This is a genomic window from Nocardiopsis sp. NPDC055824, assembly GCF_053616335.1.
On sequence record NZ_JBSHDN010000007.1, the window covers coordinates 38853 to 53371 of the forward strand.

Genomic DNA, 14519 nt, shown 5'->3' on the forward strand with positions numbered 1-14519 from the left:
CCTTGGACGAGGCGTTCTGTTGTCCTGGCCCGTCAAGGTCACCGAGGAGTATGCGGAATGGTTCCGAACGCTGATCAAGGAGGACCTTCGTTCAGCTGCCCAGGTGGCCGAAGCTGTTGGGGCGTTGCGGCAGGAAGGCCCCATGCTGGGACGACCACTTGTTGACCGGCTCAAGGGATCACGTCTGCACCACCTCAAAGAGCTTCGCCCGGGCTCCGGTGGGAGCTCTGAGATCAGGATCGTCTTCGCCTTCGATCCCTCGCGTTCGGCTCTGCTTCTCCTCGGGGGTGACAAGTCGGGAGACTGGAGACGGTGGTACCGGACCAATATCCCGCGTGCCGAGCGGCTCTATGCCGAATACACCGACGAGCCGGAGGAATGAGCATGGCCAAGCGCACACCGGAGGACTGGGAGTCCCTGGAGCAGGAGCTGTACTCGGCGGGCGTCAGCCCTGAGGAAATCGAAGAGGGGACCCGCCTCCTCCTGGCCGAGGCTCGCGGGCACCAGCTTGCCCTCACCCGGAAACGTCATGAGCTCACCCAGCGGGAGATCGCGGAGGCCATGGGGGTGAGCGTCGCCAGAGTGTCCCAGATCGAACACGGCGAGGTCTCCTCCTTCGACGTCGTGGCCCGATACGTGGAGGCGATGGGTGGTCGACTCGAGCTCGTGGCAGACTTCGGCGACCACCTCCTGCGCATGCCCGTCAGCGCTCCGAGGGAAGGGACGGCCGCCTGAGCGGTCAGGCGGCGGGTGTGCCCTGATGGTGGTACAGCCGCCACACTCCGTCGGGGTTCAGGCGCCACAGCGAACTCCGCAGCGCCCGCACCCCGCCGCGGTCGGTGGTGTAGGCCAGGTGCACCACCCCCGGTGCGACCAACCGTCCCGCCATGCCGGTAACCCGGACCGGCGCCGCCCCGGCGGGCACCGGCCCGTCCATGGTCGGCAGCTCGGTCAGTATCGCCTGACGGTTCCAACGTCTCCCTGACCTGCCGACCTCGGTGAACTCCGGGTCCAGCAGCTCCCCCGCCAGGTGCCGTGACGCGCGCACCCGGGGGTCCAGCAGCCGCAGCTCCCCCTCGATCGCCCGCTCGACACCGTCGCCGTCCTCCATGCCGTACCCCTCACCCGCCACACGCGGTGGTTCCTCGCCGCTGGCCGACACACGCCTCGTTCTCCCTTTCCCAGCGTCTCACCACCTCGGGCGGCCCGCTCCCCGGGACAATCCCATGGCAGAGGATTTCGGCATGTCCCGACGCGGCGGCATCTGCGGCCTGAGCGCCGCCGTGGCCGAGAGGTGAGGGCGGGGGCCGAGAGACGAGGAGGTGCCGTGGCTGTGCGACGAGGGGCGGACGGACTCCGGGCGGAGTTCGTCGCCAACCGGGAACGGGTCCGGTCCTGGCCGGGGCGGTGGGGATGCGGTGAGGTCGAGTGGCCGCCCTTCCACGAGATCCCCCGGCCCTGGGTGGTCCCGCCCCGCAAGCGGAAGAGGTGGCTCGAACGACACGCGCCCTTCCTGGAGGAGTACGAGTGGCGGCTGGAGGCGACTCCCGTGGCCGAGGGCGTCAACTCGCTCCAGGCCGTGTGGGCCTTCGGCGGGGGCCACGGGTTCAAGGAGCTGACCATTCGCCTCGGGAGCTACTTCGACCCGGACTACCTGGCCGAGACGCTGGCCCTCGGCATCGGCGCGGCCGGTCTCAGGGGCTGGAAGGACGACGACGTCCACGGCGTGTACACCTGGCTCCGCGACGGTGCGCGCCACTGCCTCTCCCCGGGGTCCGGCGCCGTGCGCGGACAGCACCGCACGGGCTTCCTCCTCTGCTCGATGTCGTGCTTGGCGATCAGCAGCACCGATGTCGTGACCGAGGTCCGCGTCACCCTCACCGGGACCGCACTGGACGGCGCACCGCTCACCGCCGACGGCCGGAGCTGACGTAGGCCCCCCGGGGCCGGGTGCGCCCGCGAAGGCGCGGCCCGGCCCCGGCGGCGCCGATCGTGCCGTGCCGGCCGCCGTCAGCCGCCGGTGAGGACGACCAGGCGCTGCGTCGCGCGGGTCATGGCGACGTAGCGGTCGACCGCACCCTCGATCCCCTCGCCGAACCCCTGCGGGTCGACGAGGACGACAAGGTCGAACTCCAGCCCCTTCGCCAGCTGTGGTGTCAGGGAACGCACGCGCGGCGTCGCCCGGAACGCCGGATCGCCGATGACGCAGGCGGTCCCCTCCGCGTTCCCGGCGAGCCACGCGTCGAGGACCCGGTGCAGGTCCTCGACGGGTCCGTGCGTGACGGGGATCCCGCCGGCGCGCACCGAGGTCGGCACGTTGGCGTCCGGCAGCGCGGCCCGGATGACCGGCTCGGCCTCCGCCATGACCTCCTCCGGCGTCCGGTAGTTGATGCTCAGGGAGGCCGTCTCGATCCGGTCGAACCCGACCCGTTCGAGCCGTTCCCGCCACGGCTCGGTGAACCCGTGCCTGGCCTGGGCGCGGTCCCCGACGATGGTGAAGCTCCGGGAGGGGCAGCGGAGCAGCAGCATGCGCCACTCCGCGTCGGTCAGCTCCTGGGCCTCGTCCACGACGATGTGCGCGAACGGTCCGGCGAGGAGGTCCGGGCTCGCGGAGGGCAGTGCGGCCTCGTCCACCAGGGTGTCCTGGAGGTCCCGTCCGTGCAGCATCGTCACGATGCCCTCGCCGTCGTCGTCCGCCGCGAGCAGGTTGTCGATGACGCCCGACATGCGCTCGCGCTCGGCCGCGACGGCGGCCCTGCGCCGGCGCTCGCGCAGTGACGCCCCCGGGTCGCCCAGGCGCCGGCGCGCCGCGTCCAGGAGCGGCAGGTCGGACACGGTCCAGGCCTGGGCGTCCTCCCGCTGGAGCCCGCGGACCTCGTCCGGGCCCAGCCAGGGCGCGCACAGGCGCAGGTAGGCGGGGACGGACCACAGGTCGCCGACGAGATCGGTCGGCTCGATCATCGGCCACGCGCGCTGGAGGGCCGTGACGAGCTCCTCGTCCCGCATGAGCGAACCGCTCACGAGGTCGGGGGTGACGTCCTCGTCGTCGTGCTTGTCGGCCACGATCGACGCCAGCTCGTCCCAGATCTGCTCGCGCGCCTCGTTGTGCGGGGTCCCCGGCCCGGGGGCCGAGAACGCCTCGGCCCAGTCGTCGGCGCCCAGCCAGACCTCGGACCAGTCCGTGGAGACCGTCATCCCCTCGGTGGGCGGCTTCTCGTAGAACCTGACGGCCGCCTCGATCGAGTCGACCAGGCCCGCCGACGACTTCAGCGCGGCGACCCCGGGGTCCTTCTCCGGCTTCGCCGAGGCGCCCTCCGGGACGAGGTCCCGCAGGGTGCAGGTCTGCACGCCCTCCTCCCCGAGGCTGGGAAGGACGTCGGCGACGTAGGCCAGGTAGGGCTGGTGCGGACCGACGAACAGCACGCCGCCCCGGCGGTGGCCGAGCCGCGGGTCGGAGTACAGGAGGTGGGCGGTGCGGTGCAGGGCGACGACGGTCTTCCCCGTGCCCGGCCCGCCGTCGACGACCAGGGCGCCGCGGGACCCGGCGCGGATGATGGCGTCCTGATCGGCCTGGATGGTGCCGAGCACGTCCCTCATCCGGGACGACCGGTTGTCGCCCAGGCTGGCGATGAAGGCGGACTGGTCGTCGAGGGCGGCGTGCCCCTCGAACCCGTCGGCGGTGAACACCTCGTCCCAGTAGTCGCTGATCCGGCCGCGGGTCCACCGGTACCGGCGGCGGCTGGCCAGCCCCATCGGGTCGGCGTGGGTGGCCGCGAAGAACGGCTCGGCCGCCGGGGAGCGCCAGTCGATCAGGAGGCGGCGCCCCTCGACGTCGGTGAGGCCGAGCCGCCCGATGTAGACGGGACCGGATCCGTCCGCGCCGACGATGTGCCCGAGGCACAGGTCCAGGCCGAAACGGCGCAGGGCGCGCAGGCGGTTGGCCATCCGGTGGATCTCCAGGTCCCGGTCCAGGACCTCACGCCCCTTGCCGACGGGCGCGCTGCGCCGGGCGTCCAGGCGGGCGGACAGTTCGGAGACCGACTGTTCGAGGCTCTGCGCGATGGACGCGAAGTGCCGTTCGTCGTCGGCGATCAGGGCCGGGTCGGCCTTGGCGGCGAGGTGCTCGGGGAGGTCGAACGCGCTGGTGGTGAGGCTGTTCACGCCGTCTCCCATGTCGTCGGTGCTGGTCACGAAGGACGATTCTGCAGCACGACGGGGGTCTTGCCGCAAGCCCCTGGGTGCGCTATAAGTTGAGAGTGGAGAGGAGTTCCCAGAACCCTCTCCTTTTTCGTGCGCCGGGGGCGGGCCCCTGGGGGACGGCCCGGTGGGCCGCCGCACGCGTACGGCGGTCGGCGGCCTCAGCCGGCGGGACGCAGGTGGTCCAGGGCCTCCGGCGGAACCGGGTAGGGGCGCTCCTCGGGGAGCAGGCGGGCGGCCGCGGCGGTGTCCCCCTCCCGGACGAGCGCGTGCACACGCCGGACCAGCGGGGTCACGTCGGTGATGGACACGGTCCACTCGTCGGCGTAGCGCCGCGAGGCCTGCCCGGACAGCCCCAGCTGGAGGGACCGGTGGGCCAGCGGGGCCAGGCTCAGGTCGCGTTCGGGGTCCCACTGCACACGCGCGGAGGACTCCCGCAGCCGACGCCTCCACGTCTCCCGTTCGGTGTGCACGCGGGGCTCGAAGTGCGACAGGCACGCGTCGCGCAGCGCCAGCTCGAACCCCTCACGGCTGATCTCCACCGCCAGCACGGTCTCCTGGTCCTTCTTGAGACCCCACCCGCATCGGTACATCATCCACATGAACGACGGTTTCACCCAGGTCATCCGCTCCCTCTTCCAGGAGGAGGGGAAGCGGCCCTGCCGGGCGGCAGGCAGTCCGATGGAGGGGGTGTAGGCCTGGTAGACGGTGACGGAGGTGTCGGTGTGCAGGGCGCGGATCTGGTACCGCGGGACGTCGGGGGCGTTCATAACCGCTCAGGGTGGTGCCCCGGCCGGTCCCCGGGCAACCGGATTTCCGGGGGCTACCGCTCCCCCACCGGTGGCGCACCGGCCGCTCAGACGACCTCGGGCGCGGCCCGCATGCCGACGTAGGCGTACCGTGTGCCGTCGGCGGACGTCGTGAAGACCACCGGCATCCAGTCCTCCCCGAAGGAGGTACCGCTGACGGATGCCGCGAACACGGTCGCCGTGGCCGTCTCCTCCACCGGCACCAGGTCCGCCTCCAGCGGCGGCGAGAAGCGGCTCATGCCGTCCACGAACTCGTAGACCATCCGGAGGCCGTTCCCGCCCCCGGTGACGGTGATGACGACGCCCGGACGGCGGTAGGCGCCGGTGAGGCGGGCCGTGTCCACGGCGGGAGGCTGCTCCGGAGGGGCGAAGCGGTCGGGCATGCGCACGCCGGCCAGAGCGGCGAGCAGTTCCCCGAACAGGTCGGCGTAGAGGCTGCGCGCCCCTCCCCCGTTGGTGACCAGGGCCAGGGCCACCCCCGCGCCCGGCACCGCGCGCAGGTAGGAGTACTGGCCGGTGGCGGCGCCGTCGTGCCCGAAGCCCCGGACCCCGTCCCAGTCGTACAGGGTCCAGCCCAGGCCCCACCCGGCGGCCTCGACGGACCACTTGTCGGGGGACTCCGCCTGCAGTTCGCGCATGGCCCGCACCGTGCGGGGGGCCAGGACACGGACGCCGTCCGCCGCCCTGCCGTCCTCCAGGTGCGCCCGCGCCAGGCGCACCATGTCTCCGGCGGTGGCCAGGACCATGGCCCCGGGGCTGGACGAACGCGTCATGAGGTCCCAGGCCGGGGCCGGTTCGGGGTCCTCCCCGGCCCCTCCCGTGTGGCCCATCGCCGTGCGGAAGCGCAGGGCCTCCTCCGGGAGGGTCATGGTGTGGTCCAGGCCGAGGGGGTCCAGCACCCGGTCCCTGAGCGCCCGGTCCCAGGTGCTGCCCGTCAGGACCTCGATGACGCGGCCGAGCACGCTGAACCCGCTCGTGCTGTAGGAGAGCGCGGTGCCGGGCGGGCAGTCCAGGTCCTCCTTCGCGCACGCCGCGACGAAGCGCGCCAGGCAGTCGTCGCCCCGACCGGTGTCGACGACGAGGTCGCAGCTGAGGCCGCTCGTGTGGGTGAGGAGGTGGCGCGGGGTGATGACCCCGGCGGCCTCCTCGTCCGCGAGGGAGAAGTCGGGCAGGACGTCGCGCACCGGTGCGTCCAGGTCCAACAGGCCCTCTTCGGCCAGGCCCATCGCCAGGGTGGCGGTGTAGACCTTGGCGACGGAGCCGAGCTGGAAGACCGAGTCGGCCGTGGTCTCCACTCCGGTCCCCCGGTGGAGTACCCCGGTGGCCAGTTCGTGGACGGTGCCGCCGGCGAGGACGGCCAGGGCCGCCCCGGGGACGCGGTGGGCGGCGCCGAGCTCGTCGAGCCGGCCCTGCCAGTGGGAGGTGTCGAAGCCCATGGTCGTTCCCCGCCTTCGTGCGTACAGCGTTCTCTTCTTGCGAACACTGTACGCACAGGGTCGGGTGTGCGCAAGGGAGAACACTGTCCGCTAGTCTCCGCTCGAGGTCGGTGGCGATCGAAGGAGGCTTCGTGGCAGGTCGGGCCGGAGCGGTCCCGTCGGTGTGGGCCAGGCGGAACAAGTCCGGGGGGCAACCCGCGCTGAGCCGGGACCGCATCGTGGCCGAGGCGATCGGACTCCTGGACGAGGAGGGCATCGACGCCCTGAGCATGCGCGCCCTGGGCTCCCGGCTCGACGCCGGGGCCACGTCGCTCTACCGGCACGTGGCCGGCAAGGACGAGCTGATCGAACTCGTCGTTGACGAGGTCTACGGCGAGCTGCCGGTACCGTCCTCCGAAGGGGCCGGGGGCTGGAGGGCCGCGGTCGAGGGCAACGCCCGGGACCTGAGGGCGGCCGCCCTGCGGCACCCGTGGATGGTCTCCGTGCTCGGCCGGGTCGGGCTCTCCCGCCTCGGCCCGAACCTGGCGCAGGTCTCGGAGGGGCTGCTCGGCGTGTTCGAGGCCGCGGGCTTCGGCCTGGAGGAGGCCGACCAGGCCATGAGCACCGTGACCGCCTACGTCATGGGCATGGTGACCAGCGAGGTCGCCTACCTGTCGGTGTTCGCGCGCAGCGGCCGCAGCGAGAGCGAGTGGCGGGAGGGCCTCGCACCCGCCATGGAGGAGTCGCTCCGGGACCTTCCGAGGCTGCGTGCAGGACACGCCGCGCAGGAGGGCAGGAGCCTGGAGGAGATCCGCGACAGCGGTTTCGACTACGGCCTCCAGCGGGTCCTGGACGGACTGGAGGCGCGGCTCGCCCGCCTCGGCGGCGAGGGCTGAGCGCGGGTCAGAGGCCGCGGGCGGGGACGGCGGCCTTGAGCAGCATCTCCTCGTACTCCTCCTCGGGGTCGGAGTCCAGCACGATCGCGCCCCCGGCCCCGATGGTCAGCTCCCCGTCGGCGCTCACGGCCGTGCGGATGACGATGTTCAGGTCGGCGGTACCGGTGTGCGACAGGTAGCCCAGCGCGCCGGAGTAGACGCCGCGGGCCGAGGACTCCAGGCGGTCGATGATCTCCATGGTGCGCACCTTGGGCGCCCCGGTCATCGACCCCCCGGGGAAGCAGGCGCGCACCGCCTCGACGGTGGACACGTCCGGACGGAGCCTCCCGCGCACCGTGGACACCAGCTGGTGCACGGTCGCGTAGGACTCCGTGTACATGAACGCGGGCACCTCCACGCTGCCGACCTCGCACACCTTTCCCAGGTCGTTGCGGAGCAGGTCCACGATCATCAGGTTCTCGGCGCGGGTCTTGGCCCCCGTGCGCAGCTCCTCGGCCGCGCGCGCGTCGGTGGCCGGGTCGGGGTGGCGCGGTGCCGTGCCCTTGATCGGCCGGCTCTCCGCGGTGCGGTCCGCCTCCACCCGCAGGAACCGCTCGGGCGAGGCGCTGAGCACGCTCACGCCGCCCAGGCGCAGCAGGGCGGCGTAGGGCGCGGGGTTGGCGGCGCGCATTCGGCGGTAGAAGTCCAGGACGTCGCCGTCGGCGGGCCTGCGGACGCGGTTGGTCAGGCAGATCTCGTAGCTCTCCCCCGCCGTGAGCTGCCCCAGGCACTCCTTCACGTCGCTGACGTAGCCCTCCCGCGGGCGCTCCAGCAGGGGGGTCAGGTCGGCCGCCGGAGCGGGGGGCGCGGGCGGCGCCGGCGGCGCGAGCCCGTCCAGGGAGGCCAGGGTGCGGGCCAGCCAGTCGTCGCCGTCGGGGAGGCCGTCGGCGCAGACGGCGTAGGTGCGCCCGAGGACGTGGTCCACGGCGACGAAGCGGTCGCAGCGCAGCCACACGGCGTCGGGGGTGGACGACGCGTGGGCGGCGGCGCCCCCCGTGTCGGCCTTGCACTCGTAGCCCAGGTAGCCCACGTAGCCGCCGGTGAAGTCGAAGGGCAGTCCCGTGGGGGCGGGGCCGGGGCGCCCGATCCTGCGCTCGAGGGCGTCGAAGACGCTCCCGGGTTCGTGGTGCTCGGCACCGTCGGCGTCGCGCACGCGGACGGGGCCGCCGACCCTGTAGGTGAGGACCTCGCCGGTGGCGGCGCCGAGGAAGGAGAAGCGGGCGGGCCCCTGGGGCCGGGAGCTGTCCAGCCAGAACGCGTACTCGGCGTCGCCGTACAGGTGGCAGAAGGCGGCCTCGGCGTCGACGGCGCGCGGTAGTTCGAGGGTTCGCGGCGCGCCCGAGGGGCGGGCGGCGGGCGTCTCGGGCGCCCGGGGGTGCACCGCCGCGGGAGGGGCGGGGGCGGCCTCGGAGGCGGACGCGCGTGCCCCCGACAGCGCCTGCGCGGGGCGGGACGCGGACAGGTGCGCGCGGGCCATGTCCAGGAAGTTCGCGACCAGGTCCGCTCCGAAGTCGCTGGCCACCGACTCGGGGTGGAACTGCACCCCCCAGCGGGGCAGGCGCCGGTGCTCCAGCGCCATGACCACGTCGTCCTCCGCCCAGGCGGTCGCGGCCAGGGGCTCGGGAAGGGGCGCCGGGACGGCCAGGGAGTGGTAGCGCACGGCGGTGAAGTCCTGCGGGACACCCGCGAAGAGGCCGCGGCCCGTGTGCCGGACCCGCGTCAGGTGGCCGTGGCGGGGCTGGGGGGCGGAGACCACGTCGGCTCCGGCCAGGTGGGCGATGGCCTGGTGGCCCAGGCACACGCCCAGGACCGGAAGGCGCCCGTCCGCCAGGAGGTCGGGGACGCGGCCCAGGTCGCGGGGGTTCTGGGGTCGGCCCGGCCCGGGCGAGACGACGACGGCGTCCACGGAGGACGTGTCGAACGCGGCCCAGCGGGGGTCGTCGTTGGTGAGGACCAGGGGGGTGTCGCCGAGGACGTGCGCCACCAGTTGGACGAGGTTGTACGTGTAGGAGTCGTGGTTGTCGATCAGCAGCAGTCTCAAGAGGGAATCCGCAGGTAGAGGTCCTAGGCGGTCCCGATATCAACCGGTCTGCCCGGGGGTTCCCGGGATCTCCGCTCCAGGTCCATTCCACGAGGAGAACGCACATCCCGCCATTTCTGTCCTATTTTGACACCTCAGGTTGCGGCCCGACCCTCTCGTGGCTGGCAGGGGACCGTTCCGCCGGGCCCCAGGGACGGGGGCCGGGGTACGGGACGCGCTTCCGACGGTTGCCGGAGGAGGTGGGGACGGCGTGAACGGGCGGGGAGGGACCCGGGCGGCCTGGTGTGCGCCCGGCGCGGGGAGGGCACGGCGGTTCCGTCCACAGGTACGTGAGGGGCCTGGTGGCGGGATGCCGGTCCGGGTAGACAGGTAGTCAGAGGTGGAAGGCGGCTCCTCCACCGGACAGGGAGTGGACGATGTCCTACGTGATGGCCATGGCCGTGATCCTCATCATGGTGGCGCTGGGCGCCCTCCTCGTCGGGGCGGTGACCACCGTGTCGGGCTCCGCGCGGTTCGACCACCCGCGTCCGGCGTGGAGGCAGCACTCCGCCGCGCCCGGACACGGGGTCCCGGACGCGGCGGAGGAGGAGCTGCGCCTGAGATACGCGCGCGGCGAGATCGGCCGCGAGGAGTTCCTCCAGCGCAAGATCGATCTGGAGCGCTGACCGCCCGGCCCTCCTGCGGCCGGGCTCAGCCGGTCATCTCCTCCAGGGTCTTGCCCCGGGTCTCCTTCACACACTTCCAGACGAAGAAGAACGAGATCGCCGCGAAGGCGGTGTAGATCAGGTAGGCCCCGCTCAGGTTCCAGTCGCGCAGGCTCGGGAAGCTCACCGTGACCAGCCAGTTGGCAAGCCACTGCGTGGCGGTGGCCACGCCCATCGCCGCCGCCCTGATGCGCAGCGGGAACATCTCCCCCAGCAGCACCCACACGACCACACCCCACGACAGGCCGTAGAAGAGGACGAACGAGCTCGCCCCGGTGAGCGCCACCACTCCCCAGCCGAAGCCCAACTGCGCCGTGTCGCCCACCACCGTGGCATGGCTGAACGCGAACGCGGTCGCGGCCAGGGTCACCGTCATGCCCGCGGAGCCCACCAGCAGCAGGGGCCTGCGGCCGATCCGGTCCACCAGCAGGATCGCCACGACCGTGCCGACGATGTTGATCACCGAGGTGAACAGGCTCAACAGGAGGGAGTCCCCCTCGGGGACCCCCACGGACTGCCACAGGGAGCTGGAGTAGTAGAAGATCACGTTGATGCCGACGAGCTGCTGGAACGCCGAGAGCGCCATGCCGACCCACACGATCGGCAGCAGGCCGAACCGCCCGCGCAGGTCCCGGAGCCGGGCGGGCCTCTCCGAGCCCAGCGCCTCCCGGATATCCGCGATCCGCCGGGCCACCTGCCGGTCTCCGCCGCCCTCCACGCGGCCCAGGACCTCTCCGGCCTCGTCCGCGCGGCCGACCCGCACCAGGAAACGCGGGGACTCGGGGATGACCAGGCTGACCAGGAGGTACACCAGGGCGGGCACGAGTTCGGCCGCCAGCATCCACTGCCAGGCCTGGACCGGTCCGAGCATGTTGTGCGCGCTGCCGCCCGCCAGGCTCGCCAAAAGGTAGTTCACCAGCTGGGAGGCGGCGATGCCCAGGACGATGGCCAGCTGTTGGAGGGAGGCCAGTCGGCCGCGGTAGGCGGCCGGGGACACCTCGGCGATGTAGGTCGGGGCGATCACCGAGGCGATGCCGATCGCCACACCGCTGAGCACCCGCCAGGCGGTGAGGTCCAAGATGGAGAAGGGCAGCGCCATCCCCAGGGCGCTCACGGCGAACAGCACGCCCGCGATCCGCATCGTGCTGATCCGGCCCCTGCGGTCGGCCAGCCAGCCGGTGATCGCCGCGCCCACCACCGAGCCGAGCAGGGTGGAGGCCACGGTGAAGCCCAGAACGGCGGAGTTCACCTCGAACCGCTGCTGGATGGCGTCCACGGCCCCGTTGATGACCGCGCTGTCGTAACCGAACAGGAAACCGCCCATCGCCGCCGCGGCGGCGATCAGGGTCACCCGTGCGAGACCTGCTCCCTCCGCCCGGCCCGTCCCCCCGGCGCCGGGCCCGCCCGTCCTCGTCATCCCCGCTCCCTCCTCGGCGGCACTCCGCCGCGGTCGGCCGTCACCGACAGGGTGAACGCGGTGCGGGGGCAGGGGGACGGACGAAACGCCCACGGGGAAAAAGATGCCCGGCGCTTGGGCCCCAGCCGACCGGTCGCCTACCGGGGACGGGGACGCGGACAGGTCAGCCGGTCATCTCCTCCAGGGTCTTGCCCCGGGTCTCCTTGACGAACTTCCACACCAGGAAGAACGAGATCGCCGCGAAGGCCGCGTAGATCAGGTAGGCCCCGCTCAGGTTCCAGTCGCGCAGGCTCGGGAAGCTCACCGTGACCAGCCAGTTGGCCAGCCACTGCGTGGCGGTGGCCACCCCCATCGCCGCCGCCCTGATGCGCAGCGGGAACATCTCCCCCAGCAGCACCCACACGACCACACCCCACGACAGGGCGAAGAACAGCACGAACAGGCTGGCCGCGGCCAGGGCCACCGCGCCCCACACGAACGGCAGGGACACCTCCTCGCCGTCCACGACCGCGTTGGAGAAGGCGTAGGCGGCCAGGGCGAGCGCCACGGTCATGCCGGCGGAGCCCACCAGCAGCAGGGGCTTGCGGCCGATCCGGTCCACCAGCAGGATCGCCACGAAGGTGCCGACGATGTTCACGACGGAGGTGAACAGGCTCAGCAGCAGCGAGTCGGTCTCGGCCACACCGACCGACTGCCACAGGGAGCTGGAGTAGTAGAAGATCACGTTGATGCCGACGAGCTGCTGGAACGCCGACACCGCCATACCGATCCACACGATGGGCAGGAGGCCGTGGCGTCCGGTCAGGTCGCGCAGCCGGGGCCGGACCTCCGAGCCCAGGGCCTCGCGGATCTCCCCGATCCTGCGGTTGACCCGTTCCGTCCCGCCGCCCTCGACGTCGGCGAGGATGCCGCGGGCCTTGTCCACGCGCCCCACACGGACCAGGTAGCGGGGGGACTCGGGGATGAGCAGGCTCAGGCCCAGGTAGACCAGGGCAGGAAGCATCTCGACGCCCAGCATCCACTGCCAGGCCTGGAGCGGTCCGAGCATGTTGTGCGCGCTGCCGTCGGCCATCTGCGCGATCCCGAAGTTGACCAGCTGGGAGGCGGCGATGCCCAGGACGATGGCCAGCTGTTGGAGGGAGGCCAGTCGGCCGCGGTAGGCGGCCGGGGACACCTCGGCGATGTAGGTCGGGGCGATCACCGACGCCAGCCCGATGGCCGCACCTCCCACGATGCGCCACGCGGTCAGGTCCCACACCGTGAAGGGGAGGGCCGATCCGACGGCGCTCACCGCGAACAGCACACCCGCGATCTGCATGACCCTGATGCGGCCGAGCCGGTCGGCCAGTCCGCCGGCGACCGCGGCGCCCAGCACACACCCCAGGAGCGCGGACGCGACCGTGAAGCCGAGTGTGGCCGCGCCGACGTCGAACCGCTGCTGGATGGCGTCCACGGCCCCGTTGATGACCGAGCTGTCGTAACCGAAGAGGAAACCGCCCATCGCCGCCGCGGCGGCGATCATCGTCACGTGGACGATGTTGCCCTCACCCTCCGGAGTCTTCCCCGTACTGGACTGACTGGCTCCGCTCACGTCCACTGCCCCCAGCGCCATGTTGGTCGATAGCCCTCCAGGGTGAGCACACAAGGCGGCGGAGGTCACGGACAAAACGCCCACGGGACAAAAGTTGTCCGGGGATTGGCGCTTCCGCGCCCCGGTTCGCCCCGGCACCGGGCCCCTCCGGCTGCCGGAAGCGGGGGCCTTCTCCCGGAACCGGCGCCCCCACGGTCGGGACCGCACGCCCGACGGGTGCCGGGTCGGCGCGGGCGGCTCCGCGCCGGACGGGAAACGGCGCTTCCGCACAAGACCTGCGCCGTGTTTTTGGCTCGTCCGGCGGCTGCGCGTTCCCGGCCCGCCCCTCCAGGATCATGACGTGACCACTTATCCCGCCCTGGCCGAGAAGGCCGTCCGCCGACAGAAGCCCACCCGGGAAGAACTCCTCGCGGTCCTGGCCGGCCCCGACGACGACCTGCTGGACCTGGTCGCCGCCGCTTTCCGGGTCCGGCTGCGCTACTTCGGGCGCCGCGTCAAGCTCAACTACCTCGTGAACATGAAGAGCGGCCTGTGCCCCGAGGACTGCTCCTACTGCTCCCAGCGCCTGGGTTCGCGGGCGGGCGTCGTCAAGTACACCTGGCTCAAGCCCGACGAGACCCGTGCGGCCGTGGCGGCCGGGGTCGGGGCCGGGGCCATCCGCGTCTGCCTGGTGGCCAGCGGTCGCGGGCCCACCGACCGCGACGTGGCCCGGCTCGCCCCCGCCATCGAGGGCATCAAGGCCGAGCACCCGGGCGTGGAGGTGTGCGCCTGCCTCGGCCTCCTCTCCGAGGGGCAGGCCGAGCGCCTGCGCGAGGCAGGGGCGGACGCCTACAACCACAACCTCAACACGTCGGAGGAGCGCTACTCCGACATCTGCACCACCCACGGGTTCGCCGACCGGGTGGACACGGTCGAGAAGGCCAAGCAGGCCGGCCTCTCCCCCTGCTCCGGCCTGATCGCGGGCATGGGGGAGAGCGACGACGACCTGGTCGACGCCCTCCTGGCCCTGCGGGAGCTGGGTCCGGACTCGGTTCCGGTCAACTTCCTCATGCCCTTCGACGGCACCCCGTTGGAGGGGACCTGGGAGCTGACACCGCAGAGGTGCCTGCGCATCCTGGCCGCGGCCCGGTTCGTCTTCCCCGACGTGGAGGTGCGCCTGGCGGGGGGCCGTGAGATCCACCTGCGCTCCCTCCAGCCGCTCGCCCTGCACATCGCCAACTCGGTGTTCCTGGGCGACTACCTCACCAGCGAGGGGCAGGCGGGCCGGGCCGACCGGGAGATGATCGAGGACGCCGGCTTCGCGGTACAGGGCGCGGGCGGGCCCGCCCTGCCGGGCGACCGCAGCGAACTGCTGAAACCGCGGCTGCGGGGTGCGGGGACGGCTCTTCCGCCCAATGTCTGACGTGCGTG

Annotated in this window: 13 protein-coding genes; 6 read left to right on the forward strand and 7 right to left on the reverse strand. The window is 72.4% G+C overall.

The genetic code is table 11. From position 1 onward, the window contains the following. Positions 1-19: 19 nt before the first annotated feature. Positions 20-382: a type II toxin-antitoxin system RelE/ParE family toxin gene (locus tag ACWGL3_RS03495; RefSeq protein ID WP_452460764.1), complete on the forward strand. Its 363-nt coding sequence runs from the start codon at positions 20-22 to the stop codon at positions 380-382. Between the two features lie 2 nt (positions 383-384). Then, positions 385-735, forward strand: a complete 351-nt coding sequence (locus tag ACWGL3_RS03500; protein WP_267950064.1) for a helix-turn-helix domain-containing protein — start codon at positions 385-387, stop codon at positions 733-735. Between the two features lie 4 nt (positions 736-739). On the opposite strand, the gene ACWGL3_RS03505 is transcribed toward ACWGL3_RS03500, so the two are convergent. Then, positions 740-1132: a nuclear transport factor 2 family protein gene (locus ACWGL3_RS03505; protein WP_267950065.1), complete on the reverse strand. Its 393-nt coding sequence runs from the start codon at positions 1130-1132 to the stop codon at positions 740-742. A 195-nt stretch (positions 1133-1327) separates the two neighbouring features. On the opposite strand from ACWGL3_RS03505, the gene ACWGL3_RS03510 reads away from it, so the two are divergent. Continuing rightward, on the forward strand, positions 1328-1930 hold the full coding sequence (locus ACWGL3_RS03510) for a hypothetical protein (protein WP_267950066.1): 603 nt from the start codon (positions 1328-1330) through the stop codon (positions 1928-1930). An 80-nt stretch (positions 1931-2010) separates the two neighbouring features. Here the strand turns inward: ACWGL3_RS03510 and helR are convergent, their stop codons facing one another. The 3 genes from helR to ACWGL3_RS03525 form a co-directional block, all read right to left on the reverse strand. Beyond that, positions 2011-4173, reverse strand: a complete 2163-nt coding sequence (helR, locus tag ACWGL3_RS03515) for an RNA polymerase recycling motor ATPase HelR (protein WP_452460775.1) — start codon at positions 4171-4173, stop codon at positions 2011-2013. 185 nt (positions 4174-4358) lie between these two features. After that, a complete protein-coding gene (locus tag ACWGL3_RS03520; protein WP_267950067.1) occupies positions 4359-4967 on the reverse strand; it encodes a DUF4291 domain-containing protein in 609 nt (202 codons plus the stop codon). A gap of 86 nt (positions 4968-5053) precedes the next feature. After that, complete coding sequence (locus tag ACWGL3_RS03525; protein WP_452460765.1) at positions 5054-6442, reverse strand: serine hydrolase domain-containing protein; 1389 nt, start codon at positions 6440-6442, stop codon at positions 5054-5056. A gap of 131 nt (positions 6443-6573) precedes the next feature. On the opposite strand from ACWGL3_RS03525, the gene ACWGL3_RS03530 reads away from it, so the two are divergent. Further along, a complete protein-coding gene (locus tag ACWGL3_RS03530; protein ID WP_267950069.1) occupies positions 6574-7317 on the forward strand; it encodes a TetR/AcrR family transcriptional regulator in 744 nt (247 codons plus the stop codon). A gap of 7 nt (positions 7318-7324) precedes the next feature. On the opposite strand, the gene pabB is transcribed toward ACWGL3_RS03530, so the two are convergent. Continuing rightward, positions 7325-9397, reverse strand: coding sequence for an aminodeoxychorismate synthase component I (pabB, locus tag ACWGL3_RS03535; RefSeq protein ID WP_452460766.1), 2073 nt, complete (start codon positions 9395-9397; stop codon positions 7325-7327). Between the two features lie 416 nt (positions 9398-9813). Here pabB and ACWGL3_RS03540 point away from each other — a divergent pair, with 416 nt between their 5' ends. After that, on the forward strand, positions 9814-10062 hold the full coding sequence (locus tag ACWGL3_RS03540) for an SHOCT domain-containing protein (RefSeq protein WP_267950071.1): 249 nt from the start codon (positions 9814-9816) through the stop codon (positions 10060-10062). Between the two features lie 25 nt (positions 10063-10087). Here the strand turns inward: ACWGL3_RS03540 and ACWGL3_RS03545 are convergent, their stop codons facing one another. Together ACWGL3_RS03545 and ACWGL3_RS03550 are read right to left on the reverse strand one after the other, a co-directional pair. Beyond that, a complete protein-coding gene (locus ACWGL3_RS03545) occupies positions 10088-11518 on the reverse strand; it encodes a sugar porter family MFS transporter (protein WP_452460767.1) in 1431 nt (476 codons plus the stop codon). Between the two features lie 163 nt (positions 11519-11681). After that, a complete protein-coding gene (locus ACWGL3_RS03550) occupies positions 11682-13130 on the reverse strand; it encodes a sugar porter family MFS transporter (RefSeq protein WP_431061509.1) in 1449 nt (482 codons plus the stop codon). 319 nt (positions 13131-13449) lie between these two features. Between ACWGL3_RS03550 and bioB the strand changes: the two genes are divergently transcribed. Beyond that, positions 13450-14511, forward strand: coding sequence for a biotin synthase BioB (bioB, locus tag ACWGL3_RS03555; RefSeq protein WP_267950074.1), 1062 nt, complete (start codon positions 13450-13452; stop codon positions 14509-14511). The last annotated feature ends 8 nt before the right edge of the window (positions 14512-14519 follow it).